The sequence below is a fragment of the Streptomyces apricus genome (assembly GCF_008369065.1).
GTDB lineage: Bacteria > Actinomycetota > Actinomycetes > Streptomycetales > Streptomycetaceae > Streptomyces > Streptomyces apricus.
In genome coordinates this window covers 45,450-69,827 of the sequence record NZ_VDFC01000085.1, presented here as the reverse complement: position 1 = coordinate 69,827, position 24,378 = coordinate 45,450, and the positions used below count along the sequence as shown (strand labels likewise).

At 72.1% G+C, this 24,378-nt stretch carries 20 protein-coding genes and 2 pseudogenes; 8 read left to right on the top strand and 14 right to left on the bottom strand.

The window, feature by feature from the left end; genetic code table 11:
• Positions 1-10 precede the first annotated feature (10 nt).
• A complete protein-coding gene (locus tag FGF04_RS36720; protein WP_149515731.1) occupies positions 11-439 on the bottom strand; it encodes a PPOX class F420-dependent oxidoreductase in 429 nt (142 codons plus the stop codon).
• Between the two features lie 96 nt (positions 440-535).
• On the opposite strand from FGF04_RS36720, the gene FGF04_RS36715 reads away from it, so the two are divergent.
• Both FGF04_RS36715 and FGF04_RS40730 read left to right on the top strand, forming a co-directional pair.
• Positions 536-949 carry a roadblock/LC7 domain-containing protein gene (locus FGF04_RS36715; RefSeq protein WP_149515730.1) on the top strand — a complete coding sequence of 138 codons (414 nt, stop codon included), beginning with the start codon at positions 536-538 and terminating at the stop codon, positions 947-949.
• Between the two features lie 143 nt (positions 950-1,092).
• Positions 1,093-1,980 (top strand): annotated as a pseudogene (locus tag FGF04_RS40730) (DUF6397 family protein); the annotation flags it as partial.
• Positions 1,981-2,412: 432 nt separating this feature from the next.
• On the opposite strand, the gene FGF04_RS36705 reads toward FGF04_RS40730, so the two are convergent.
• Positions 2,413-3,285: an acyl-CoA thioesterase gene (locus tag FGF04_RS36705; protein WP_149515729.1), complete on the bottom strand. Its 873-nt coding sequence runs from the start codon at positions 3,283-3,285 to the stop codon at positions 2,413-2,415.
• Positions 3,286-3,304: 19 nt separating this feature from the next.
• Positions 3,305-5,818, bottom strand: coding sequence for a DEAD/DEAH box helicase (locus FGF04_RS36700; RefSeq protein ID WP_149515728.1), 2,514 nt, complete (start codon positions 5,816-5,818; stop codon positions 3,305-3,307).
• A gap of 145 nt (positions 5,819-5,963) precedes the next feature.
• Here FGF04_RS36700 and FGF04_RS36695 point away from each other — a divergent pair, with 145 nt between their 5' ends.
• Positions 5,964-6,758, top strand: a complete 795-nt coding sequence (locus FGF04_RS36695) for a metal-dependent hydrolase (protein ID WP_149515727.1) — start codon at positions 5,964-5,966, stop codon at positions 6,756-6,758.
• Between the two features lie 125 nt (positions 6,759-6,883).
• On the opposite strand, the gene FGF04_RS36690 is transcribed toward FGF04_RS36695, so the two are convergent.
• The 4 genes from FGF04_RS36690 to FGF04_RS36675 all read right to left on the bottom strand — a co-directional run bounded on the left by FGF04_RS36690 (position 6,884) and on the right by FGF04_RS36675 (position 11,526).
• On the bottom strand, positions 6,884-7,198 hold the full coding sequence (locus FGF04_RS36690; protein WP_149515726.1) for a type B 50S ribosomal protein L31: 315 nt from the start codon (positions 7,196-7,198) through the stop codon (positions 6,884-6,886).
• Positions 7,199-7,253: 55 nt separating this feature from the next.
• On the bottom strand, positions 7,254-7,724 hold the full coding sequence (locus FGF04_RS36685) for a DUF5709 domain-containing protein (RefSeq protein WP_149515725.1): 471 nt from the start codon (positions 7,722-7,724) through the stop codon (positions 7,254-7,256).
• A gap of 176 nt (positions 7,725-7,900) precedes the next feature.
• Positions 7,901-9,691, bottom strand: a complete 1,791-nt coding sequence (locus FGF04_RS36680; protein WP_149515724.1) for an ABC transporter ATP-binding protein — start codon at positions 9,689-9,691, stop codon at positions 7,901-7,903.
• Entirely contained in the window at positions 9,688-11,526 is a 1,839-nt protein-coding gene (locus FGF04_RS36675; protein WP_149515723.1) for an ABC transporter transmembrane domain-containing protein, read from the bottom strand. Before FGF04_RS36675 ends, FGF04_RS36680 begins: the two co-directional genes overlap by 4 nt.
• A 187-nt stretch (positions 11,527-11,713) precedes the next feature.
• On the opposite strand from FGF04_RS36675, the gene FGF04_RS36670 reads away from it, so the two are divergent.
• Positions 11,714-12,457 carry a L,D-transpeptidase family protein gene (locus FGF04_RS36670; protein ID WP_149515722.1) on the top strand — a complete coding sequence of 248 codons (744 nt, stop codon included), beginning with the start codon at positions 11,714-11,716 and terminating at the stop codon, positions 12,455-12,457.
• Between the two features lie 82 nt (positions 12,458-12,539).
• Here FGF04_RS36670 and FGF04_RS36665 read toward each other — a convergent pair whose 3' ends face one another.
• Complete coding sequence (locus FGF04_RS36665) at positions 12,540-14,048, bottom strand: ArnT family glycosyltransferase (protein ID WP_235882680.1); 1,509 nt, start codon at positions 14,046-14,048, stop codon at positions 12,540-12,542.
• Positions 14,049-14,183: 135 nt separating this feature from the next.
• Between FGF04_RS36665 and FGF04_RS36660 the strand changes: the two are divergent.
• A pseudogene (locus FGF04_RS36660) lies at positions 14,184-15,782 on the top strand (peptide-N4-asparagine amidase); the annotation flags it as partial.
• A 46-nt stretch (positions 15,783-15,828) separates the two neighbouring features.
• Here FGF04_RS36660 and FGF04_RS36655 read toward each other — a convergent pair.
• Both FGF04_RS36655 and FGF04_RS36650 read right to left on the bottom strand, forming a co-directional pair.
• Positions 15,829-17,391, bottom strand: a complete 1,563-nt coding sequence (locus tag FGF04_RS36655) for a Gfo/Idh/MocA family protein (protein WP_149515720.1) — start codon at positions 17,389-17,391, stop codon at positions 15,829-15,831.
• An 89-nt stretch (positions 17,392-17,480) separates the two neighbouring features.
• Complete coding sequence (locus tag FGF04_RS36650; protein WP_149515719.1) at positions 17,481-17,942, bottom strand: MarR family winged helix-turn-helix transcriptional regulator; 462 nt, start codon at positions 17,940-17,942, stop codon at positions 17,481-17,483.
• Between the two features lie 94 nt (positions 17,943-18,036).
• Here FGF04_RS36650 and FGF04_RS36645 point away from each other — a divergent pair, with 94 nt between their 5' ends.
• The gene (locus FGF04_RS36645; protein WP_149515718.1) at positions 18,037-19,836 is read left to right on the top strand and encodes an ABC transporter ATP-binding protein; all 1,800 of its coding nucleotides are present in this window, start codon (positions 18,037-18,039) and stop codon (positions 19,834-19,836) included.
• A gap of 43 nt (positions 19,837-19,879) precedes the next feature.
• Positions 19,880-20,731 carry an endolytic transglycosylase MltG gene (mltG, locus tag FGF04_RS36640; RefSeq protein ID WP_149515717.1) on the top strand — a complete coding sequence of 284 codons (852 nt, stop codon included), beginning with the start codon at positions 19,880-19,882 and terminating at the stop codon, positions 20,729-20,731.
• A 104-nt stretch (positions 20,732-20,835) separates the two neighbouring features.
• On the opposite strand, the gene FGF04_RS36635 is transcribed toward mltG, so the two are convergent.
• The 3 genes from FGF04_RS36635 to FGF04_RS42200 all read right to left on the bottom strand — a co-directional run bounded on the left by FGF04_RS36635 (position 20,836) and on the right by FGF04_RS42200 (position 22,896).
• Positions 20,836-21,987 (bottom strand): NAD(P)-binding domain-containing protein, encoded by a 1,152-nt coding sequence (locus FGF04_RS36635; RefSeq protein ID WP_235882679.1) that lies wholly within the window; start codon positions 21,985-21,987, stop codon positions 20,836-20,838.
• 56 nt (positions 21,988-22,043) lie between these two features.
• On the bottom strand, positions 22,044-22,703 hold the full coding sequence (locus tag FGF04_RS36630; RefSeq protein ID WP_149515716.1) for an ATP-binding cassette domain-containing protein: 660 nt from the start codon (positions 22,701-22,703) through the stop codon (positions 22,044-22,046).
• Between the two features lie 109 nt (positions 22,704-22,812).
• Complete coding sequence (locus tag FGF04_RS42200) at positions 22,813-22,896, bottom strand: putative leader peptide (RefSeq protein WP_366784861.1); 84 nt, start codon at positions 22,894-22,896, stop codon at positions 22,813-22,815.
• 163 nt (positions 22,897-23,059) lie between these two features.
• Here FGF04_RS42200 and FGF04_RS36625 point away from each other — a divergent pair, with 163 nt between their 5' ends.
• The gene (locus FGF04_RS36625; RefSeq protein WP_149515715.1) at positions 23,060-23,482 is read left to right on the top strand and encodes a secondary thiamine-phosphate synthase enzyme YjbQ; all 423 of its coding nucleotides are present in this window, start codon (positions 23,060-23,062) and stop codon (positions 23,480-23,482) included.
• Between the two features lie 71 nt (positions 23,483-23,553).
• On the opposite strand, the gene FGF04_RS36620 is transcribed toward FGF04_RS36625, so the two are convergent.
• The coding region (locus tag FGF04_RS36620; protein ID WP_149515796.1) for a mannose-binding protein at positions 23,554-24,378 on the bottom strand (825 nt) is incomplete at its 5' end.

Below are 24,378 nucleotides of genomic sequence, written 5' to 3'. Positions count from 1 at the left end.
ACCGCGCGGTTCAGTCGGAGACGGCGGCCTCCGCCACGACCTTCTCGATCGCCACGCGCACGACGAGTTCACCGGGTACGCCGTTGCGGGCCGCGAACTCCTCGGCGTGTTCCTCGCCCATGTACCGGGCGCCGATCCGCCCGGCCCACAGCCGTACGTCGTCGAGGTCCTCCGAGATCCGGGCGCGCCCCTGCAGGACGACGTAGGCGTACGGCGGCCGGTCGTCGTCCACGCACAACGCCACCCGGCCGTCCCGGGCCAGATTCCGTCCCTTGACCGTGTCCTTCCCCGTGTTGAAGACCAGGTCCTCCCCGTCGAGCAGGAACCAGATCGGCGCCACGTGCGGGCGCCCGTCGGCCCTGACGGTCGACAGCTTTCCGGTGCGGGTCCCGTGCGAGACGAACGCCCGCCATTCCTCATCGGTCATCTTCTGTGCCATGCCCCCATCCTCCTTGCCCGGACGCCGACGGTGGGGAAGGCTGGTCGATCGGATCCTCCGGCCAGGAGGAGCCACGCATACACGGGGAGACGGATCATGGCGGAGAACCAGGGGCTCGACTGGCTGCTCGACGACCTGACCCAGCGTGTCGAGCACATACGCCACGCACTGGTGCTGTCCAACGACGGGCTGGTGACCGGGGCGAGCACCGGTCTGCGGCGGGAGGACGCCGAACACCTCGCCGCCGTCTCCTCCGGTCTGCACAGCCTGGCGAAGGGCTCGGGCCGGCATTTCGGCGCGGGCCGCGTGCGCCAGACGATGATCGAGTTCGACGACGCGGTCCTCTTCGTCACGGCGGCGGGCACCGGCAGCTGCCTCTGCGTGCTGAGTGCCGCGGAAGCGGACATCGGCCAGGTCGCGTACGAGATGACGTTGCTCGTGAACCGGGTCGGCGAGCATCTCCACGTCGACGCGCGACAGCCCGAGCACTCGTCCTCGGTAGACATCTAGATTTTTCTTCACGCCTTTGACCTGCGCAGACGTCATCGCGGTCGAGGTTATCCACAGGCCCGACGCGAAGAATGCCGGACAGGCTACGGTTTTTCCGAAGCAGGCGAACGCACACGCACACCGCTGCACGGGGGAGAACCACCATGTCCGGCGACACCGTCACGCAGACCGTCATGTCCGGGGTACGGCCCGGATCCGAGGCACGACCCGCACCCGCACCCGCACCGGCATCGAGCCGTACCGCACCGACATCGAGCTGCTCCGCACTGGCGCCGAGTCGTGCCGCGCGGGAACTGGGACTCAAACGAGGGGAGTTCGACCTCGCGGTACGACTCGGCCGAATCCGCACGGTGCCCGACGAGGGCGGCGGTGGAGGGCGCCGTGTGAACCGCACGGAGATCGAGAGGGTGCGGTCCGAACCGGGCTTCCCGGAAGCTCTGCGGGAACGCGTCAAAGCGGTCGGCACTTCCGAGGGCGCGGCCCTCATGGGCATCACGACCGGCCGGTTCACCCGCTTCGCCCGCCTGGGCCTGATCGTTCCGATCAAGTATTACCTGAACCGCTACCGAGCCGTGGTGTGGCTGTACCTCGCCGAGGACCTGAAGCGGTTCGCCGCGGACGAAGCGAACAAGCCGTTGCTGGAGAACCGTCTGCCCGAAGGGCTGCGCGGCCAGTTGGACACCGGCCTGGACCTGCGGGCGCGGAACTGGCGGGGGCGGTACCTGGGATGCCTGCTCCGGCAGACCGAGGACCCGTGGGAACGTGCCGCGGCCGTGGCGTCCCTGCTCGACCCCGTCCAGGTCGCCGAGATCGTCACCGACCCCTACGAGCGTGCTCATCTGAACCGGCACCGGCCCGACGAGGGCGCCCGGGGCGCGCCCGATTCACCCGCCGCCCGCATCACCGCCCGGATCATGACGGCGGAGGATCCGGACGAGATCAGCTGGCTCCGCGCCGACCTGGCCAACGGGCTGGACGAGGCGCGCAGCCATCGCCCCGCCCCGCGACCGATGGCGGAACCGGAGGCCCGGCCCGGGAGCCACGAGGTACGTCACCTCGTACGCCACGACGTGCCAGCCGTGTCCGCCGGGCACCGGGCGCCGACCGGGCGGCGACGGCCGGTCACGCCCCGAAGGCCGGTCGAGCTGCGCAAACACACCGATCCACGGCGCCCGGCGGACCGGCATTCCTCGACGGACCAGCGACGGCCGATCGACCGAAAGCATCCGGCGGACCCGTGGCGTCCGACCGCGCGGCGACGGCCGGCGACAGCGCTGCACGTGGCCGAAGCGCCACACCCGGCCGGGCCGGAGCGAGCGGTCGGGACAGTCCGGCACACGGTCGACGAGCCGGAGCGCCCCGGGCGCCTCCTCGGCTGGCTGCGGCGCAGAAACTCCTGACCTGACCTGACCTGACCTGACCTGACCTGACCTTCCGACCCGACCGTCACGCCGCCGAACCCGTCAGCCCTCCAGCTTGCGGAACAGCCCTTCCTGGACGACGGAGACGAGCAGCCGTCCCTCCACGTCGTAGATGCGGCCCCGGGCCAGACCCCGGCCGCCCGTCGCGATCGGGGACTCCTGGTCGTAGAGGAACCACTCGTCGGCGCGGAACGGCCGGTGGAACCACATGGCGTGGTCCAGGGAGGCCATGTCGAAACCGCGGCGGCCCCACAGGGGCTCCACCGGGATGCGGACGGCGTCCAGGAGGGTCATGTCACTCGCGTAGGTGAGTGCGCAGGTGTGGACCAGCGGGTCGTCGCCCAGCGGACCGACGGCGCGCATCCACACGGCGCTGCGCGGCTCGGCGTGCTCGATCTCCTCGGGGGTCCAGCGCAACCGGTCCGCGTAGCGGATGTCGAAGGGCTGGCGCCGGGCCATGCGCTCCAGCGTCTCGGGGAGCGCGCCCAGATGCTCCTTGATCTCCTGGGTGACGCTCGGGAGCGACTCGGGATCCGGGACTTCGCGGGCCGGCGGCAGCTGGTGCTCGAAGCTCCCCTCTTCAGGCTTGTGGAAGGAGGCGGTCAGATTGAAGATCGTGCGACCCTGCTGCACGGCGGTGACGCGGCGCGTGGTGAACGACCGCCCGTCCCTGACCCGTTCGACCTGGTACACGATGGGCACGCCCGGCCGGCCCGGGCGCAGGAAGTACGCGTGCAGCGAGTGCACGGGCCGTTCCGCGTCCGTGGTGCGGCCGGCGGCGACGAGCGCCTGGCCCGCCACCTGGCCGCCGAAGACGCGCTGCAGGGACTCCTGCGGACTGCGGCCACGGAATATGTTGACCTCGATCTGCTCCAGGTCGAGCAGGTCGACGAGTCGCTCCGCCGGGTTCGTCATGAGTCGCGTTCTCCTGTGTTCACAGCTGGCCGACGGCGGTGACCTTGACGACGGCGCGTCCCTCGGCGTCGGAGGCCACGAGGTCGATCTCCGCGCTGATGCCCCAGTCGTGGTCGCCGTTCGGGTCGGCGAAGGTCTGCCGCACCTTCCACAGTCCGTTCTGCGGCTCCTCCTCGATGCGCAGGAGCTTGGGGCCGCGGGCGTCGGGACCGGTGCCGAGATCGTCGTACTCGTCCCAGTACCTGTCCATGGCCTCGCCCCAGGCGTCGGCGTCCCAGCCGGCCTCGGCGTCCATCTCGCCGAGTTCCGCGACGTGGTCGAGGGCGGCGAGTTCGACACGCCGGAACATGGCATTGCGGACGAGGACCCGGAAGGCGCGTGCGTTGGCCGTGACCGGTTTGACCTGGTCGGCCTTCTCCTGTGCCTCCTCGGCCGTCATGACCTCGGGGTTGGCGAGCTGCTCCCACTCGTCGAGGAGGCTCGAATCGACCTGGCGCACCATCTCGCCGAGCCAGGCGATCAGGTCCTCCAGGTCCTCCGACTTCAGGTCGTCGGGGACGGTGTGGTCGAGGGCCTTGTAGGCGCTCGCCAGGTAGCGGAGCACGATGCCCTCGGTGCGGGCGAGTTCGTAGTAGGAGACGAACTCGGTGAAGGACATGGCCCGTTCGTACATGTCACGGATGATGGACTTCGGGGAGAGCGGATGGTCGCCCACCCACGGGTGGCTCTGGCGGTAGGTGTTGTACGCGTGGGAGAGCAGCTCTTCGAGCGGCTTGGCGTACGTCACGTCCTGGAGCCGCTCCATGCGCTCCTCGTACTCGACGCCGTCCGCCTTCATTGCCGCCACGGCTTCGCCGCGGGCCTTGTTCTGCTGGGCGGCGAGGATCTGCCGGGGGTCGTCCAGCGTGGACTCCACGACGGACACCATGTCGAGGGCGTACGAGGGGGACTCGGGTTCCAGCAGCTCGAACGCGGCGAGGGCGAAGGTCGACAGCGGCTGGTTGAGCGCGAAGTCCTGCTGCAGGTCGACGGTGAGGCGCACGATGCGGCCCTCGGCGTCGGGCGTGTCGAGTTTCTCCACGATCCCGCCGTCGAGGAGCGAGCGGTAGATGGCGATCGCCCGCCTGATGTGCCGCAGCTGCTGCTTGCGCGGCTCGTGGTTGTCCTCCAGCAGGTGGCGCATCGCGTCGAAGGCGTTGCCGGGGCGTGCGATGACCGACAGGAGCATCGTGTGCGTGACCCGGAAGCGCGAGGTCAGCGGTTCCGGATCGGACGAGATCAGCTTCTCGAACGTGGTGTCCGACCAGCCGACGAATCCCTCCGGAGCCTTCTTGCGCACCACCTTGCGACGCTTCTTCGGATCGTCGCCCGCCTTGGCGAGGGCCTTCTCGTTCTCCACGACGTGCTCGGGGGCCTGCGCCACGACGAAACCGGCCGTGTCGAAGCCCGCCCGGCCGGCCCGGCCCGCGATCTGGTGGAACTCCCGCGCGCGCAGCGTCCGCACACGCGTGCCGTCGTACTTCGCCAGCGCGGTGAACAGCACGGTGCGGATGGGCACGTTGACGCCGACGCCCAGGGTGTCCGTACCGCAGATGACCTTCAGGAGACCGGCCTGCGCCAGCTTCTCCACCAGGCGGCGGTACTTGGGCAGCATGCCGGCGTGGTGCACCCCGATGCCGTGCCGTACGTAGCGGGAGAGGTTGCGGCCGAACTTGGTGGTGAAGCGGAAGTTGCCGATGAGCTCGGCGATCTGGTCCTTCTCCTCGCGCGTGCACATGTTGATGCTCATCAGTGCCTGCGCGCGCTCCACGGCCTGCGCCTGGGTGAAGTGCACGATGTAGACAGGCGCCTGCTTCGTCTCAAGCAGCTCGGTGAGCGTCTCGGTCAGCGGCGTCAGCCTGTACTCGTAGGAGAGCGGGACGGGGCGGGTTGCGGAGCGGACCACCGAGGTGGGACGGCCGGTCCGCCGGGTCAGGTCCTCCTCGAACATGGAGACGTCGCCGAGGGTCGCCGACATCAGGATGAACTGCGCCTGCGGCAGTTCGAGGATCGGGATCTGCCAGGCCCAGCCGCGGTCGGCCTCGGCGTAGAAGTGGAACTCGTCCATGACGACCTGGCCGACGTCTGCGCGCCTGCCGTCGCGCAGCGCGATCGACGCCAGGACCTCGGCGGTGCAGCAGATCACCGGGGCGTCGGAGTTCACGGACGCGTCGCCGGTCAGCATGCCCACGTTCTCGGTGCCGAAGATCTTGCACAGCTCGAAGAACTTCTCCGAGACCAGCGCCTTGATCGGGGCGGTGTAGAAAGTGACCTCGTCCCGGGCGAGCGCCGCGAAGTGCGCACCCGCGGCGATCATGCTCTTGCCGGACCCGGTGGGGGTCGACACGATCACGTTCGCTCCCGAGACCACCTCGATCAGCGCCTCCTCCTGATGGGGGTAGAGCGTGAGACCGCGTTCCCCGGCCCACGACTCGAAGGCTTCGTAGAGGGCGTCGGGATCTGCGGTCTGCGGCAGCTGATCGATAAGGGTCACGACCCCATCTTGCCTGTCATCGCCCCCGATGAGGGAATCGGCTGCGGCGCCGAAGATCACGAACGCTACGCTGTGTCGCCGGCCGGGTGTCGGCGCAGGCCGGCGACGAGCTGCCGGTACATGAGGAATGGGGCGGGGCACGGCGATGATGGGACCAGCACACTCACTGTCCGGGGCGGCGGCCTGGCTGGGCGTCGGAGCGGCGGCGGCCGCCACCGGTCACACGATGCCCTGGCCGGTCCTGCTCACCGGTGCGCTGATCTGCGCGGGCGCCGCGCTCGCTCCGGACCTGGACCACAAGGCCGCCACCATCTCGCGGGCCTTCGGCCCCGTTTCTCGGGGCCTGTGCGAGATCGTCGACAAGCTCTCGTACGCCGTCTACAAGGGGACGAGGAAGCCGGGCGACCCGAGCCGTTCCGGTGGGCACCGCACCCTCACCCACACCTGGCTGTGGGCGGTGGTGATTGGTGCGGGCGCCTCGGTCCTCGCGATCCAGGGAGGCCGCTGGGCGGTCCTGGCCATCCTGTTCGTGCACATGGTGCTGGCCATCGAGGGGCTGCTCTGGCGGGCGACGCGCGGCTCCAGCTCGGACGTCCTGGTCTGGCTGCTGGCCGCGACGAGCACGTGGATCATCGGGGGGATCCTGGACGAGCCGGGCAGCGGGTCCGGCTGGCTGTTCACGGAGCCGGGCCAGGAGTACCTATGGCTCGGGCTGCCGATCGTCCTCGGGGCGCTGGTGCACGACGTCGGGGACGCGCTGACGGTGTCGGGCTGCCCGATCCTGTGGCCCATCCCGATAGGCCGCAAGCGCTGGTACCCCCTCGGACCGCCGAAGGCGATGCGGTTCAGGGCGGGCAGCTGGGTGGAGCTGAAGGTGCTGATGCCGGCGTTCATGGTGCTGGGCGGGGTGGGCGGCGCGGCCGCGCTGAACTACATCTGAGGCACCGCGCCGGAGGGACGGGCGCCGCCGGTGGACGCCGGGCCGCGTCCGTCCCCGCGGGATCACAGCGCGTCGTCGCCGCCTGGAGCCAAGCCCTGGTCCGCGCTGTTCTGGTGCGTGTCGTTCTAATTCGTGCCGCTCTGGTCCGCCTCGTCTCGGTCCGCCCCGTCCTGGTCCGTGCCGCCCTGGCCCCCGGCGCCGGTGCCGTACCGCTTCTCGAAGCGGGCGACTCGTCCCTCCGTGTCGACGGTCCTGGCGGTGCCCGTGTAGAAGGGGTGGCTCTTCGAGGAGATCTCCACGTCGACGACGGGGTACGTCTGACCGTCGTCCCACTCGATGGTCCGGTCGCTGACCGCGGTGGACCGGGTCAGGAAGGCGTACCCGGCGGCGCGGTCGCGGAAGACGACCGAGTGGTAGTCGGGGTGCTTGTCCTGCTGCATGGCTGCTCCTTGCGTGGGGGAGGGGTGCGCGGGCAGGTAGGGGCGCAGGGCCGCGTCAGCCGGACAGGGTGTCCTCGTCGACTATGTGCATGGCGGCCTCCTCCGCCGAGGCCGCCGCTCCGTCGATGCCCACATCGGTGGCGATCAGCCCGCTCTCCTCGTCCTCGTGCGCGCCTTCGTCGGGAGCCACGAGACGTCCCGAGCGGAGGGTGCCCACCTCGTTGTCCAGGGGTTCCCCGTCCGAGTCCGGTGAATCTCCGATGCCGTCGCCGTCGGGTGCGGCGATGTCGGGGAGTTCCTCGGCGAGACGTTCGTCGAGGGTCTCGCCGCGGCGCCGCTCCGCCGCCGTCACGTCTCTGCGCTCCACCGCCCAGGGGCGTTCCGGAGGAGACCAGCCACGGTCGAGGGGGTCGTTCACACCGTCGGTCTCCAGAGTGTCCTCACCGTCGAGCAGACCGGCGTCGTCCTGAACCTCGGATCCGTCGGGTTGGTAGACGTCGTCTCCCCAGCCGTCGGCGCTGTCCACGTGTGCCTCCAGGTGGTGCGGGCCGGTCCGCTGCCGCGTTCGGCCACCGGTGCCGTCGTCCAGACTTCCATCCCCCTTCGACACCGCGCAACGGCAGAGCGCCCGGCCGGGCGTGGCCGCCCCCTCCGCCCCGGGCAGGCGAAGGCGCGAGTCGCACCGGCCGGCCCGGCGGCGGCTCAGCCGTGCCACGACCTCCACAGCGCCGCGTACGCGCCGTCTGCGGCGACCAGCTCGTCGTGGCTGCCGAGTTCGCTGATGCGGCCGTTCTCGACGACGGCGATGACGTCCGCGTCGTGGGCGGTGTGCAGCCGGTGGGCGATGGCGACCACCGTGCGCCCCTCCAGGACGCGGGCCAGGGAGCGCTCCAGGTGACGGGCGGCCCGCGGGTCGAGGAGCGAGGTGGCCTCGTCCAGGACCAGCGTGTGCGGGTCGGCGAGCACCAGGCGGGCGAGTGCGACCTGCTGCGCCTGGGCCGGGGTGAGGGCCACACCGCCCGAACCGACCTCGGTGTCGAGCCCGTCGTCCAGCGCCCGGGCCCAGCCGTCGGCGTCGACCGCGCCGAGGGCGGCCCACAGCTCGGCGTCCTCGGCACCGGTGCGGGCGAGGAGCAGGTTGTCGCGCAGGGCGCCCACGAACACGTGGTGTTCCTGGTTGACCAGCGCCACGTGGGAGCGGACCTGCTCCGCGGACATCCGGGACAGCTCCGCGCCGCCCAGGGTGACCTCACCGGTGCGGGGCGCGTAGATCCCGGCGAGCAGCCTGCCCAGTGTGGACTTGCCCGCGCCGGACGGCCCGACCAGGGCGAGCCGGGTGCCGGGCGCGACCTCCAGGGAGACCTCGCGCAGCACGTCGACGCCCTCCCGGTAGCCGAAGCGGACCTCGTCGGCGTGCACGTCACGGCCGTCGGGAGTCAGCGAGTCGTCGCCCGCGTCGGGTTCGATGTCCCGCACGCCCACGAGCCGGGCCAGCGACACGTGGGCCACCTGCAGCTCGTCGTACCAGCGCAGGATCAGGCCCACCGGGTCGACGAGCATCAGCGCGATCAGCGAGCCGGTCGTCAGCTGGCCCACGTCGATCCAGCCCTGGAGGACGAACCACCCGCCGATCATCAGGACCGAGCCGAGGACGGTGGTGTGCGTGGCGTTGATGACCGGGAAGAGCACCGACCGCAGCCACAGGGTGTACCGCTCCCAGGCGGTCCACTCCGCGACCCGCCGGTCCGACAGATCGATGCGGCGCGCGCCGAGACGGTGTGCCTCCACGGTGCGCCCGGCGTCCACGGTCTCGGCGAGCACGGCGGCGACGGCCGCGTAACCGGCGGCCTCGGAGCGGTAGGCCTTCGGCGCGCGCTTGAAGTACCAGCGGCAGCCGATCACCAGGATCGGGACGGCGACCAGCACGGCGGGCGCGAGGGGCGGCGCGGTCACGACGAGCCCGCCGAGCAGCAGCGCCACCCACACCACGCCGATGGACAGCTGCGGCACGGCCTCGCGCATGGCGTTGGCCAGCCGGTCGATGTCCGTGGTGATGCGGGACAGCAGATCGCCCGTGCCGGCCCGTTCCAGGACGCCGGGCGGCAGCCCCACGGCCCGTACCAGGAAGTCCTCGCGCAGGTCGGCCAGCATCCGCTCACCGAGCATGGCTCCGCGCAGCTGCACCTGGCGCACGAAGACGGCCTGCACGACCAGGGCGAGGGCGAACAGGGCGACGGTGCGTTCCAGGTGCAGTTCGCGGGCCGCGGCGGCCCCGTCGGAGACGTGCTGGACCAGGGAGCCCAGCAGGTAGGGGCCGACCATCGAGGAGACGACGGCGACCGTGTTGACGGCGACGAGGACGAGGAAGGCCCTGCGGTGCCGCCGGAAGAGTTCGCCCACGTAGGCGCGTACGGTCGCGGGGGCACCGACGGGCAGGGTCTCTGCGGTCGTCGGGGCCGCCGGGTCGTAGGCCGGTGGCGCCACGCCGATCATGCCGTCTCCTCGATCTCTTCCGTGATCCCCCGCAGGTTCCGCAGGTTCTCCAGTTCCTTCAGCTGGTCCGGCCGGTCCGCTTCGTGCGCGGCGGCCTCGTCGTCGGTCTCCCGCGTCACCACCGCGCGGTACCGCACGTCGCTGTGCAGCAGCTCGCGGTGCAGGCCCACCGCCGCGACCTCGCCCTCGTGGACGAGGACGACCCGGTCCGCGCGGTCCAGGAGCAGCGGTGACGAGGTGAACACCACCGTGGTGCGCCCCCGGCGCAGCGACCTGATCCCGTCGGCGATCCGCGCCTCGGTGTGCGAGTCGACCGCGGACGTGGGTTCGTCCAGGACCAGCACCCCGGGGGCCGTGACCAGCGACCGGGCCAGCGCGAGGCGCTGGCGCTGGCCGCCCGACAGGGAGCGCCCGCGCTCGGTGATCCGGGCGTCCATCGGGTCCGCGGCGTCCAGCGCGCCCTGGGCGAGGGCGTCCAGGACGTCCCCGCACTGGGCCGCGGACAGCGCCTCCTCGGGAGTGACGTCTCCCGAGGCGGGCACGGCGAGCAGCTCGCGCAGGGTGCCGGAGAGCAGGACCGGGTCCTTGTCCTGCACGAGGACGGCCGTGCGGGCGCAGTCGAGGGGCAGCTCGTCCAGCGGTACGCCTCCGACCAGCGCCGACGGCAGCTCAGAGGAGTCCGCCGGATGACCACCCAGCCGTTCGGCCAGCTCGCCCGCGGCGTCGGGGTCGCCGCACACCACGGCGGTCAGCCGCCCCGCGGGCGCGAGCAGGCCGGTCGCGGGGTCGTACAGATCCCCGGTCGGCACCAGCGCCTCCCGCGTCCCCTCGCCGTCCAGGGCGCGCTCCAGCGACAGGACCCGCGCCGCGCGTCTGGCGGACGGCCGGGAGAAGGAGTACGCCATCGCGATCTCGGTGAAGTGCCGGAGCGGGTAGCTGAGGATCATGACAGCGCTGTACACGGTGACCATCTCGCCGACGGTGATGCGGCCCTCGCGCGCCAGGTGCACGCCGTGCCAGACGACCGCGACGAGCAGCAGTCCGGGCAGCAGCACCTGGATCGCCGAGATCAGCGCCCACATGCGGGCGCTGCGCACGGCGGCGTGCCGGACCTCCTGCGAGGCGCGGCGGTAGCGGTCGAGGAACAGCTCCTCGCCGCCGATGCCGCGCAGCACGCGCAGGCCCGCGACGGTGTCCGAGGCCAGCTCGGTGGCGCGCCCGGCCTTCTCCCGCTGGAAGTCGGCGCGGCGGGTGGCCCGCGGCAGCAGCGGCAGGACCGACAGCGCGAGGACGGGTACGCCCACGGCGACGACGACGCCGAGCGCCGGCTGGTAGACGACGAGGGCGACACAGACCACCACGACCGTCAGCGCGGCCGCGGTGAACCGCGACACGGCCTCCACGAACCAGCCGATCTTCTCCACGTCGCCGGTCGAGACGGAGACGACCTCGCCGGCCGCGACCCGTCGCGTCAGCGCGGAGCCGAGCAGGGCGGTGCGGCGCGCCAGCAGCTGCTGCACGCGTGCGGCCGCGGTGATCCAGTTGGTGACGGCGACCCGGTGCAGCATGGTGTCGCCCAGGGCGATACCGGCGCCGCACACGGCGAGCACCCCGCCCGCGAGGGCCAGCCGCGCACCGGAGCGGTCCACGGCGGCCTGGACGGCGAAGCCGACGCAGAAGGGCAGCGAGGACACGGACACGAAGTGCAGCAGACCCCAGACCAGGGCCTTCACCTGTCCGCCGAGCTGATTGCGGCCGAGCCACACCAGGAACCGGGTCCCCGAGCGTGCGTCCGGCACCCCCGGGTCGGGATACGGGAGGTCTTGAATCTGCATGGCGTCCCAATGGGGTGGTGGTACGGAACGGGGGAGGCAACAAACCGTGCAAGGTTCGCTTCAGAGGGTGTCCGCAGGCAAACGGTTTTCCGTCACGGGGCAAAGATTCCGCCTGGAACGCCCGTATTCGGCGGACAGGCGGAGGGGCGGGCGCAGTTGTCCGGAACGTGGTGCGACGATGGACGGTATGCAAATACGTGGTGCGAAGCGCACGACGGCCGTGGCCGCGCTCCTGACCGCCCTGGTGATGCCCCTGGCGGCCTGCGGCGGCTCGGACGGCGGGAGCGGCGGGAAGAGCGACGGACAGGCGGACGGCGGGTCCCGCCCCGAACAGGCGCGCACCGTCGACCTGAAGCGCATCCCCGATGTGGGCGACAAGCTGCAGAAGCAGATCCCCGCCGACTCCCGGCAGGTCGTCGCGGTGTACGGCGAGGGCAAGGACTCGGCGGACTCCACGATCGTCCTCTACACCAAGTCCGGTTCCACCTGGGACAAGACCCGCAGCTGGGAAGGGCACAACGGCAAGAAGGGCTGGACGACCGACCACCGCGAGGGCGACAAGCGCAGCCCCGTCGGGGTGTTCACGCTCAGCGACGCGGGCGGTGTGCTCGCCGACCCGGGCGCCAAGCTCCCGTACACCGAGTCGGCCGGCTTCCAGGCCCCGCACTACTGGGCCAAGTCGCACTGGAACGACTTCGACTACGTCATCGCCATCGACTACAACCGCGTCAAGGGCACCTCGCCGAACGACCCGACCCGCCCCGAGGGCCAGTCCAAGGGCGGCAGCATCTGGCTGCACATGGACCACGGCAGTGGCACGTCGGCCTGCGTGAGCCTGTCCAAGTCCGGTATGGAGTACCTGCTCCGCACCCTCGACCCGGACGACCACCCGGTCGTGGTGATGGGCGACAAGGCCGACCTCAAGGCCTGACACCCACGAGACCGTTCAACGACAGCGGCACAGGAACCAGTGGCGCAAGAACCAGTGGCGCAGGGACCAGCAGCGGCGCGGCTCAGTAGTAGTGCCGCAGGGAGGGCCACAGCCGTGACCACGGCCGGGCCGTCCCCGCGCACAGCACCACCGCTGCGCCCTGCTCCTCGTTCTCGACCCCGTGTCCGTTGTCCACGCGCGCGACCTGCCGGCAGCCGGTGAAGTACCGCTCGATGCCGTGCGCGTCCTCCTGGCGGACGAGGAGGACCGGCCCGTCGGCGGAGTCGGGCGGCGGCCCCCAGTCGGCGTAGCTCATGTGACCCGAGTAGGGGCGGGGCAGCCCCCGCGCGGGCCCGTAGCGGTCGAGGGCGCCCGCCTCGCCGTAGTTCTGCGCGAGGACGACGGCGCGGGACCGCTCGCGTGCCGGGACCGCGGACCATCCCCGCGCGGCCGCGTCGGCGAGCGAGCGCCACCCCACCTGTTCCCCCTGCCCCTTGTTCAGCGCGTTCGGCACGGTGAGCGCGCTGCGCGGCAGCACGGGCAGCGTCACCACCGCGTTGATCGCGACAGCCAGGGCGACGGCCGTGCCGGCGGCCGCCACGGGCCACGTACGGCCGCGCCGTCGCAGCCGATCGACGGCGGGCTCGCAGCCCGCCGCGAGCAGCACGAGCAGCAGCGGCACCACGTAGTACCCCTTGCCGCCGAGGGCCAGGACCAGCACGCACAGCAGGGGGTACGCCACCGCCGCCGCCCGGGCCCGGCGCAGCGCCGGATCGCGCCACAGCCGCAGCCAGCCCGCCACCCACACGGGTAAGAACAGCGGGGAGAGGTAGATGAGTTGTTCCGGCAGGAACAGGAGGCGGTTCCCCGTCCCGTCCTCCTTGCCGATCCCCTCCGCCACGGTCAGCTGGGGCCAGTCGTGAGCTGCCTGCCACCACAGGCCGGGCGCGGCCACCGCGAGGGCCGCGCCCGCACCGGCGAGCAGCCACGGGCTGCGCAGCACCCGCCGCGGTCCGACAGCGAGCACCGAGGCGAGCAGGGCCACCACCAGCAGCGCCACCAGGTACTTGTTCAGCAGTCCGGCCCCGACGCACAGACCGATCGGCAGCCACCACCGCCCGTCGCCGGTGCGCAACAGCCGTAGCGTGAACCAGCAGACCACCAGCCACGCCAGGAGGTCGAAGGAGGCGGTCGACATCAGGTGGCCGACCGCCAGGGGCTGCGCGGACACCCCCGCTAGCCCGGCGGCGAGCACCTGTGCCGCACGGGAGCCGCCCAACTCCCGTGCCACCAGGGCGACCACGACGACGGAGGCGGCGAAAGCGAGCGTCGCCGGGACCCGCAACGCAGCGGGGGAGTCCCCGAACAAGGTGGTGGCGGCCCGCGCGAGGAGCGGTGTCAGCGGCGGCTGGTCCACGTACCCCCAGGCCGGACGGTCGCCCGCCGCGAGGAAGTACAGCTCGTCCCGGTGGTACCCGTACCGGCCGGACAGCGCGGTCAGCGCGAGGGCGAGGGCGGACGCCAGTCCCGTTACGGGGCCGAGGGCGAACCGGGGCAACTCGCGCGGTGCGTCGTCCCGTTCGTGGTCCACAGCGCCCCCCAGCGGCCGGTCGCACCACGGTACTGACGACGCCCGACGCGGTCGAGGGTCCTGTCGGGAGGCGGATTCCGGCCGCGGGACAGGGCCGCATTGCGTGCCGGGCCGACTCCCCGTAGAACACCGCTCATGAGAAGACGGATCGTCATGTCCATGCTTGCCGGGGCGACCCTCGTGGCGAGCACCCTCCTCGGCGCTGACCCCGCCGCGGCCGCCCTGCCGCCCCGGACCGCGGCTTCCGCCGACCCGCCCGCCGAGTTCGGCACCGACTGGCACGACCCCCTCATCGCCGCCCCGCCCGTCACGAAGCCCGCCGGGCCGTCCTGCGAGGTCACGGTCGCCGAGGCGCAGTTCCGGGACTTCACGCCCTACGAGGGCACGTACGCGCCCCCGCGCGGCTGCGGCGACCGCTGGAGCAAGGTGGTGCTGCGCCTGGACGGCAAGGTCAAGGGGCGCCAGTACGACCGGCTCGGCTACCTGCACATCGGCGGCGTCGAGGTCCTCCGCACGTCCACCCCGCAGCCCTCGCCCGACGGCATCGAGTGGTCGGTGGAGAAGGACGTCACGCGCTACAGCGACACGTTCCGCGCGGGCCAGGACGTSGAGATGCTGATCGGCAACGTCGTCGACGACACCTACACCGGCATCATCGACGTCAAGGTGACGCTGACCTTCTACCCGGCCAAAAAGCAGACCCCCGCCGTCCCCGACCGCGTCCTCACCCTCCGGGACGGCACCCTCACCACGCCCCGCAACAGCGAGCGCATCGTCGCCGAGGTGTACGCCACCGGATCGGGCGGCGGCTGCGAGGAGTACTGGTACCTGACGGCGCCCGACGCCGCTCCGTACTCCTGCAAGGCGGGCGACGGCCCGTACCGCGAGGTGCAGATCTCGGTGGACGGCGAACTCGCCGGCATCGCCGCGCCGTTCCCGACCGTGTGGACCGGAGGCTGGTCCAACCCCTTCCTCTGGTACGTGGTCCCGGGCCCGCGCGCCTTCGACGTCAAGCCCGTCGAGTACGACCTGACCCCGTTCGCGGGGCTGCTCAACGACGGGCGCCCGCACCGGATCGACGTCTCCGTGGTCGGTGTCCCCGAGGGGCAGAGCGGCTGGAGCACCCCGGTGAACGTCCTCGTCTGGCAGGACGCGAAGAGCGCCCGCGTCACCGGGAAGCTCACCGCCCACAAGGTCGGCGCCCTCGCGAACTCGTCCACGTACACGCCCGGTTCCGAGCACCGGCTCGACACCGGCGCCGGGCACCGGCTGACCGTGTCCGGATACGTGGACACCTCCCACGGCCGGGTCCGGACCACGGTCGACCGCACCCTGGCGAGCACGTCCGCGCACCGCTGGACCGACGGCGAGGACACGGACGCGCTCGAAGGGACCTGGACCGACGACGAGAAGGTCACCGTCGACGGGCGCGGAACGGCCGTGACGACCCGGACGGACCGCACGTACACCATGGACGGCACCACGACGCTCGGCGCGGGCGACCGGCTGCGGACCGTGCTGACGCTCGGCGACCGGGCGGCCGTCGAGGAGACACGCGGCGGCCGGCGCACCGCGTGGTCCCGGCTCGACGACCGCTACGAGGGCGACGCGACCTACACCGCGAACGTGCCGCGCGACCAGCGGCACGCCGTCGCCACCACCAGCGAGCACTACCGTCTGCACGGCTCGGCCGGGTGCTACGACCGGCGCCTGCTGACCGTGCAGGGCACCCTCGTCACCCCCACGGCCGCCTCCACCGCTCTCCCAGCTCCCACCGCCCTCACCCGTCCTGGGGTTTCGGCGAGTCCATGCCCGGGCGCTCCTTCCGCCACAGCCCGCGGGTGAAGTCGGGGATCGGCTGCGGCGCCCCGTTCGCCCTGATCGAGGCGTGGCTCAGCGGCACCGGAGCGGTCCAGGTGGCGGCGTCGTAGACGTCGAAGTCCGGTACCAGCCCCAGCCGGATGGACTGCATCAGCCGGAACAGCATGATGTAGTCCATCCCGCCGTGCCCGCCGGGCGGGTCGGAGTGCTCCTTCCACAGCCAGTGGTCCCAGTCGGCGTACGCCGAGAAGTCACCCCAGGCGTCGTCCGTGTGGTCGGGCTCGATGTAGATCCGCTCCGGGTAGTCCTCGAAGACGCCCTTGGTGCCGCCCAGGCTGTTGATCCGCGAGTAGGGGTGCGGCGTCGACACGTCGTGTTCGAGCCGGATCACGCGTCCCTTGGCGGTCTGTACGAGGCTGATGGTCCGGTCGCTCTCGATGTACGTCTCCTTCCAGCTCGGGTCGCCCGGCGGCATGTGGGCCGCGCGGTACTCGGCGAGGCCCAGCGAGGGCGTGCCGAAGCTGGAGATGTGGGTGACGCGGTCACCGCGGTTGACGTCCAGGTAGTTGGCGACCGGACCGAAGCCGTGGTTCGGGTACAGGTCCCCGCGCAGCCGGGTGTGCCAGAGTCGCCGCCACGGGCCCTCGTAGTAGTCCGGGTCGAACATCAGGCCGCGCAGGTCGTGGTTGTAGGCCCCGGCGGCATGCAGCAGCCGGCCGAACTTTCCCGCGTGCGCCATGCGCAGGACCCGCATCTCGTTGCGGCCGTAGCAGCAGTTCTCCAGCTGCATGCAGTGCCTGCGGGTGCGTTCGGACAGGTCGACGAGTTCCCAGAGCTGGTCCAGGCGCATCGCGACCGGACACTCCACACCGACGTGCTTGCCGCTGAGCATCGCCGTCCGCGCCATCTCGAAGTGCAGGTCCCAGGGCGTGGCGACGTACACGAAGTCGAGGTCGCCGCGTTCGCAGAGGTCGACGAAGTCGTGCTCGCCCTTCGTGTACGTCGCCGGGGCGGGCTGCCCCGCGGCCACCACCTTGGCCGCGGCCCGTGCCGTCTTGTCCTTGACCGGGTCGCACAGCGCGACCACGCGGACCCCGTCCAGGGCAAGGAACAGGTCGATCATGCCGCCGCCGCGGTTGCCGAGCCCGATGATCCCGACGCGTACGGTGCCGCGTCCCTCGAAGGGGACGCCGATCATGGTCCGGCCCCGCGCGGCGGGCGCGTCCGCCGCGGCGTCCACCGGCGCCCCGGAGGCTCCGGGGGTCCCGGCCGCCCCGGCAGCCTCGGCCTCGGCGGCGTGCGCCGTGCCGCCGGCGCCCGTGAGCGCGCCGAGCCCCAGGCCCAGCCCGGCCCCGGTGAGGCCCGCCGTACGCAGGACCGAGCGCCGGGAGCGGCCCTCGAAAAGCTCGGGGTTCCCGGGGCTACCAGGGTTCCCGGAGTCCTCGTGGGCCCCATAGCTCTTCAGGCCCTCGGGGCTACCGGGATTCTCGTCGGGTTCCGGTGTCGCGTTCTCGTCGTGCATCGGACCTCCTCGGTGGGGGACTGACCGCGCGGGTCGGCGCGCTGTCACCCTCCTAGGGGTCACACCCGGGGTGCAAGGGACGGAAGTGGTCAGGGGGTCGGACTTCCCGCACCGGGCGGTCCGGCCTCCGTCAGGGTGTCCAGCAGTTCGCCCAGGACCGCGCGCTGGTCCTCCGTGAGGGGCGCGAGGATGTCCTCCGCGGCGGCCCGGCGGGCGTCGTGCAGCTCCCGCAGCGTCCGCCCCCCGTCCTCCGTCAGCTCGATGCGGATCACCCGCCGGTTGGTCGGGTCCGGCACGCGTCGTACCTTCCCGCTCGCCTCCAGGCCGTCGACCAGGGTGGTCACCGCCCGAGGCACCACTTCGAGCCGCTCGGCCAGGTCGGCCATGCGCGGCGGCGAGCCGTAGTGCGCGAGGGTGCGCAGCAGGCGGGACTGGGCAGGCGTGATGCCGAGCCCCCGGCTCTGCAGGTGGCGCTTCTGGATGCGGTGCACACGGCGGGTCAGCCGCAGCAGCTGCTCGGCGAGCAGGCCGTCGGCGTCGGGGGTGTCCATGGCGGGAACAATATCAGGACCATGTTCATTGTGAGTATAGGTAACAGTGAGCTATGCTCCGTCAGACTCGTCCTCTCACCCTCCGTAGGAGCCCATGCCCCGCGACGACATCACCTGGACACCGCCGCCCACCGAGCCGGGACAGCCCCGGCAGGTCCGCCGCATCCTCACCCTCTTCCGTCCCTACCGCGGGCGGCTGGCGATCGTCGGCCTGCTCGTCGGCGCCGCGTCCCTGGTCTCGGTCGCGACGCCCTTCCTGCTCAAGGAGATCCTCGACACCGCCATCCCGCAGGGCCGCACCGGCCTGCTGAGCCTGCTCGCGCTGGGCATGGTCCTCAGCGCCGTCCTCGGCGGCGTCTTCGGCGTCCTGCAGACGCTGATCTCCACGACGGTCGGCCAGCGCGTCATGCACGACCTGCGCACCGCCGTCTACGACCGCCTGCAGCGCATGTCCCTCGCGTTCTTCACCCGGACGCGCACCGGCGAGGTCCAGTCCCGCATCGCCAACGACATCGGCGGGATGCAGGCGACGGTCACCTCGACCGCCACCTCCCTGGTCTCCAACCTGACCAGCGTCGTCGCCACGATCGTCGCGATGATCGCCCTCGACTGGCGCCTGACCGTCGTCTCGCTGCTCCTGCTGCCGGTGTTCGTGTGGATCAGCCGCCGGGTCGGCGACGAACGCAAGAAGATCACCACCCAGCGCCAGAAGCAGATGGCGGTCATGGCCGCCACGGTCACCGAGTCGCTGTCCGTCAGCGGCATCGTGCTGGGCCGCACCATGGGCCGCTCCGACTCCCTCACCCGCTCCTTCGCGGAGGAGTCCGAGAGCCTCGTCGACCTGGAGGTCCGGTCGAACATGGCGGGCCGCTGGCGGATGGCCGTCATCGGCATCGTCATGGCGGCCATGCCGGCCGTCATCTACTGGACCGCGGGCCTGGCCCTCCAGCTGGGCGGTCCCTCGGTCTCGATCGGCACCCTGGTCGCCTTCGTCTCGCTCCAGCAGGGACTGTTCCGGCCGGCCGTCAGCCTGCTGTCCACCGGCGTCCAGATCCAGGCCTCGCTCGCCCTGTTCCAGCGCATCTTCGAGTACCTCGACCTGCCCGTCGACATCACCGAGCCCGAGTGCCCGGTCCACCTCGACCGGATCAAGGGCGAAGTGCGCTTCGAGGACGTCGAGTTCCGCTACGACGACAAGAGCGGACCCGTCCTCGCCGGCATCGACATCACCGTGCCCGCCGGCAGCAGTCTCGCGGTCGTCGGGCGGACCGGCGCCGGGAAGTCCACCCTCGGCCACCTGGTGCCGCGCCTGTACGACGTCACGGGCGGCCGCGTCACCCTCGACGGGGTGGACGTGCGCGACCTGGACTTCGACACCCTCGCGCGGGGGATCGGGGTCGTCTCCCAGGAGACGTACCTCTTCCACGCCACGGTGGCCGACAACCTCCGGTTCGCCAAGCCGGACGCCACCGACGAGGAGCTCCACGCCGCCGCGCGGGCCGCGCAGATCCACGACCACATCGTGTCCCTGCCCGACGGGTACGACACGGTGGTGGGGGAGCGCGGGCACCGGTTCTCCGGCGGCGAGAAGCAGCGCCTGGCCATCGCCCGCACCATCCTGCGGGACCCGCCGGTCCTGATCCTCGACGAGGCGACCAGCGCCCTGGACACCCGCACCGAACGCGCCGTCCAGGAGGCCATCGACGCCCTGTCGGCCGACCGGACGACGCTCACCGTGGCGCACCGGCTGTCCACCGTCAGGAGCGCCGACCAGATCGTGGTCCTCGACCGCGGGCGCACGGCGGAGCGGGGTACGCACGAGGAGCTGCTGGCGCAGGACGGGCGTTACGCCGCCCTGGTCCGCCGGGACGCCCAACTGGAGCCGACAAACTGACTATATGTCGAGTTTATGGGCATATGCGGGTTAACGTGCCCGCATGCAGACCTACACTCAGCCCACTCCGCCACGGAGAACGATCCGACTGACGCGCCGGGGGCGGACCGCCCTCATCGCCACCGGCGCCGTCGTGGCGGCCACCGCCGTGGCGGTGCCGCTGCTGAGCACGGACGGCAAGAAGGAACCCCGCACCCTCGTGATCCCCGAGGGCTGGCGCTCCGGCCAGGTGTACGAGGCCATGGACAAGGCCCTCGCCCTCCCCGCCGGCACCAGCAAGAAGTCCCTGGGGAAGGCGCACCTCAAGCTGCCGAACGACGCGAGCGGCAACCCCGAGGGCTACCTCTTCCCGGCGACCTATCCCCTCGACGAGAAGTCGACGCCCGCGTCCCTGCTGACGTACATGGTCGAGACGGCGAACAAGAAGTTCGACGGCGGAACGGTCACGGCCGGGGCCGAGCGCAACGCGATGAACGTCTACCAGACCGTCACCGTCGCGAGCATCGTCCAGGCGGAGGCGGCCACCGAGGCGGACATGGGCAGGGTCGCCCGGGTGATCTACAACCGGCTGGACCGGGGCATGCCGCTGCAGATGGACTCCACCGTCAACTACGCGCTGAACCGCAGCACCCTGCGCACCAGCCGGGGCGACACCCAGCTCGACAGCCCGTACAACACGTACGCGCGGATGGGGCTGCCGCCCACACCGATCGCCAATCCGGGTGCGGAGGCGATGCGGGCCGCGGTCTCACCGCCCCGGGGCGACTGGCTGTACTTCGTCACCGTCAAGCGGGGCGACACGCGCTTCACGGCCGACTACGAGGAGCACAAGAGGAACGTCGCCGAGTTCAACCGCGCCGGGAAGAGCGCCGCGGCGCCCTCGCCCTCGCGCTGAGCCGGGCCGCGGTCGAGGGCGCGACCGCGACTCCGGCTGCGGCCCACGGCGCGGTACGTGTCCGGAAGGCCGCCCGCGCCCCCGCAGGGGCGCGGGCGAAGCCGTCACGCCCCGGGGCCGACCGGTGCGCCCGGCACGACGGTTGCGTTCGGTGCGCCCGGTGCAGGGGTCCGCGGGGCGTCCGCCAGCAGGCGCCGGATGTCCCGTACCGCCGCCCGTCCGGCGCGGTTGGCGCCGATGGTGCTGGCCGAGGGGCCGTATCCGACCAGGTGGATCCGCGCGTCGGCGACCGCCCTGGTTCCCTCGACCCGGATGCCGCCGCCGGGCTCGCGCAGCCGCAGTGGGGCCAGGTGGTCGACCGCGGCGCGGAAACCGGTCGCCCACAGAATGACGTCCGCCTCCACGCGGCGCCCGTCGTCCCACTCCACCCCGTCCGGCGTGATCCGGTCGAACATCGGCAGCCGGTCCAGGACGCCGTCGGCGATGCCCTGCCGGATCGCGTCGTTCAGCGGCAGACCGGTCACCGACACCACGCTCTTCGGCGGCAGCCCCCGGCGGACCCGCTCCTCCACCAGGGCGACCGCCTCGCGGCCCACGTCCTCGGTGAACGGCCCCTCCCGGAAGACGGGCGGCCGCCGGGTCACCCAGTGGGTCCCGGCGGCGTACGGCGCGATCTCCAGCAGGTGCTGCGTCCCGGACGCGCCCCCGCCCACCACGACGACGCGCTGTCCCGCGAACTCCTGCGGGCCGGGGTACTGGGCGGTGTGCAGCTGCCGCCCCCGGAAGGTCTCCTGACCGGGATAGCGCGGCCAGAACGGCCGGTCCCAGGTGCCCGTCGCGTTGATCAGCGCCCGCGTCGACCACGTACCGTCCGAGGTCTCGACGAGCAGCCGGCCCGCCTCGCCCTCGCGCACGGCCCGCACGTCGACCGGACGGCGTACGCGCAGGTCGAAGCGGCGCTCGTACGCCTCGAAGTACTCGGCGATCACCGCCGAGGACGGCCGCTGCGGATCCGCGTCCGTCAGCTCCATGCCCGGCAGGGAGTGCATGCCGTGCACCTTGCCGTACGTGAGCGACGGCCACCGGAACTGCCAGGCGCCGCCCGGCCGCGGCGCGTGGTCCAGGACGACGAAGTCCCGCTCCGGTTCGAAGCCGGTGCGCCGCAGGTGGTACGCGCCGGACAGACCGGCCTGCCCGGCGCCGATGACGACGACCTCGACTTCTCGTACGCTGCCCCGTGCTCCACTGTCGTTCACGCTTCTACCAACTCGGGGCCCGGTACGAATCTTCCCGGCGGCTCTTCCCCGCGGGGTCAGGAGGGCGGGCCGGCGTCGTCCAGGCGCGCCAGCAGCCCGGCACGCAGCGCGGTGAAGCGCGCGTCGGCGCGGTCCCGCGGGCGGTCCAGGCCGACCCCGGTCTCGTACGCGATGACGCCCCGGTCCAGCACGAGGACGCGGTCGGCGAGCAGTAGGGCCTCCTCCGCGTCGTGCGTGACCAGCAGGACGGCGCACCCCCGGCGCCGCCACAGCTCGCCGACCAGCCGGTGCGCCCTGCGCCGGGCGGGCGGGTCCAGGGCGCCGAACGGCTCGTCGAGCAGCAGCAGGTCGGGCTCGCGCAGCACCGCGCGGGCCAGTGCGGCGCGCCGGGTCCGCGCGGCGGCCCTGCCGGGCAGCCCGAGCGGTACGCGCCGCCGCACCACCCGTTTCCACGACGGCGGCCGGGGCTCCTGGAACACGGCGGCCTTGCGGCGCGGGACGAGCACGGTGCCCTCGACGTCGCGGTCGAGACCGGCGAGTACGCGCACGAGGGTGGACCCGCCGCAGCCGGTACGGCCCAGGACGGCCACGAACTCGCCGGGGCGCACGTCGAACCGCAGGCCGTCGAGGACGGGGCGGCCGCCGAAGGCGCGCGTCAGGCCCTCGACGCGTACCGCGGCGGCGGGTGCGGCCGGCCCCTGGATGTCGGTCGCCATGACGGCGCCAGCCCTTCGGGGAGACGGACGATGTCGCTGGGGGAGCCCCGGGCGGATGCCGGGAGCGGGGGCGTCGGAGCGCCGAGGGAGGAGCGGAGGGGGAAAGGCGTCAGCGGCCGGTGCGACACGCGGCGGAGGCCACCCGCAGCAGGTCGATGTGACCGCGCGTGGTGAGCAGGGCTGAACGCAGCATGGTCGGGAAAGTAGCCAGTGGGCCCGCACGGGGTCAATGCCGTCTCACGGGACGGAACCCGCGCCGTACGTGCCGTGCATGCAGTATGTGCCGTACGTGCCATGCGTGCCGGTCCGGCGCCGTCGCCGGGTGTGGGAACCTGCGGATGGGTCAGGATGGAGGCATGTCCGATGCCTTCACCACCCGTGTCCTGAACGTCGCCTCCGGATCCAGGGAGGCGGTCGTCGACCTCACCCGTGACTGCGAGGCCTTCCTGCGGGAGGCGGCGGGCGGCCGTGACGGCCTGCTCAACGTGTTCGTCCCGCACGCGACGGCTGGCGTGGCCGTCCTGGAGACGGGTGCGGGCAGCGACGAGGACCTGCTCGCCGCCCTGCACACCCTGCTCCCCGCGGACGACCGCTGGCAGCACCGCCACGGCAGCCCCGGCCACGGCCGCGACCACGTCCTGCCGGCGATCGTGCCCCCGCACGCCACCCTGCCCGTGCTCGACGGCCGGCTGGAGCTGGGCACCTGGCAGTCGGTGTGCCTGGTCGACACCAACCGCGACAACCCGGACCGGAAGGTCAGGCTGTCGTTCCTCGGCTGAGGACCGCCGGGCCGGTGTGTCGCGGTCGGTGTGTTAGGTCGGTGTGCCGGGACGGGACGCCGGGCGGAAGGTCAGGTCGACCAGATGACGCCGCCGTTGTGCAGGACGACCACCTTGCCGTCGGGGCGCAGGACCAGCTGGGCGTTGGCGTGGCCGTGGGTCTTGGCGGCCCAGATCGGACGGTCGTCGCCGTTGTGGATGACGAGGTTGCCGTCCTCCTGGAAGATCGCCCGGTGGTTGGAGCCGAAGGTCATGGACGCCCAGATGGGCTTGTCCTTCTCGTTGTAGACGACGAGGTTGCCGTCGCCCTGCATCACCATCCGGATGCGGTTGGTGGACCAGGACTGCCCGGTCTGCAGGACGCTGGTGGCGTAGACGGTCTTGGTGCCCCAGACCGGCTTCGGGTCCGCCTTGGGCTTCTCGGCCTTCTTCTTCTCGGGCGCCTTGCTCGGCTTGGCCGACGACGCCGAAGGCGAGGGCGCGGCGGGCTGGGCCACGGCGACCTTCGGCGCCTTCTCCACCTTCGGCTTGGCCTTGTCCGGTGACGAACTGGGCTTCTTCGCCACGTAGTCGTCGAGCATGGCCGGGGCGGAGCTCGCGTTGAGGACGGTGTCGGAGTCCGCGGCCAGCCCCTTGTCGGAGCCGGGGCGCTCGTCGTCCGCGCTGCCGGTCAGCAGCAGGGGTATCGCGACCAGGACGGCTCCGGCGATCGCGGCGCCCGCCAGGATGGGCTTGCGGGGACGCCCGGTGTCGACACCGGTGCCGGACTTGACGTTCGGCGCGATGGCGACGGCCGCCGCCATCGCGGTGGCCTCCTCGGACTCCTCGGCCGGCTTGGCGGCGGCCTGGGCCGGGGGCGCGGTCTGGGCCACGGCCGGTGCGGGGGCGTCAGGGGT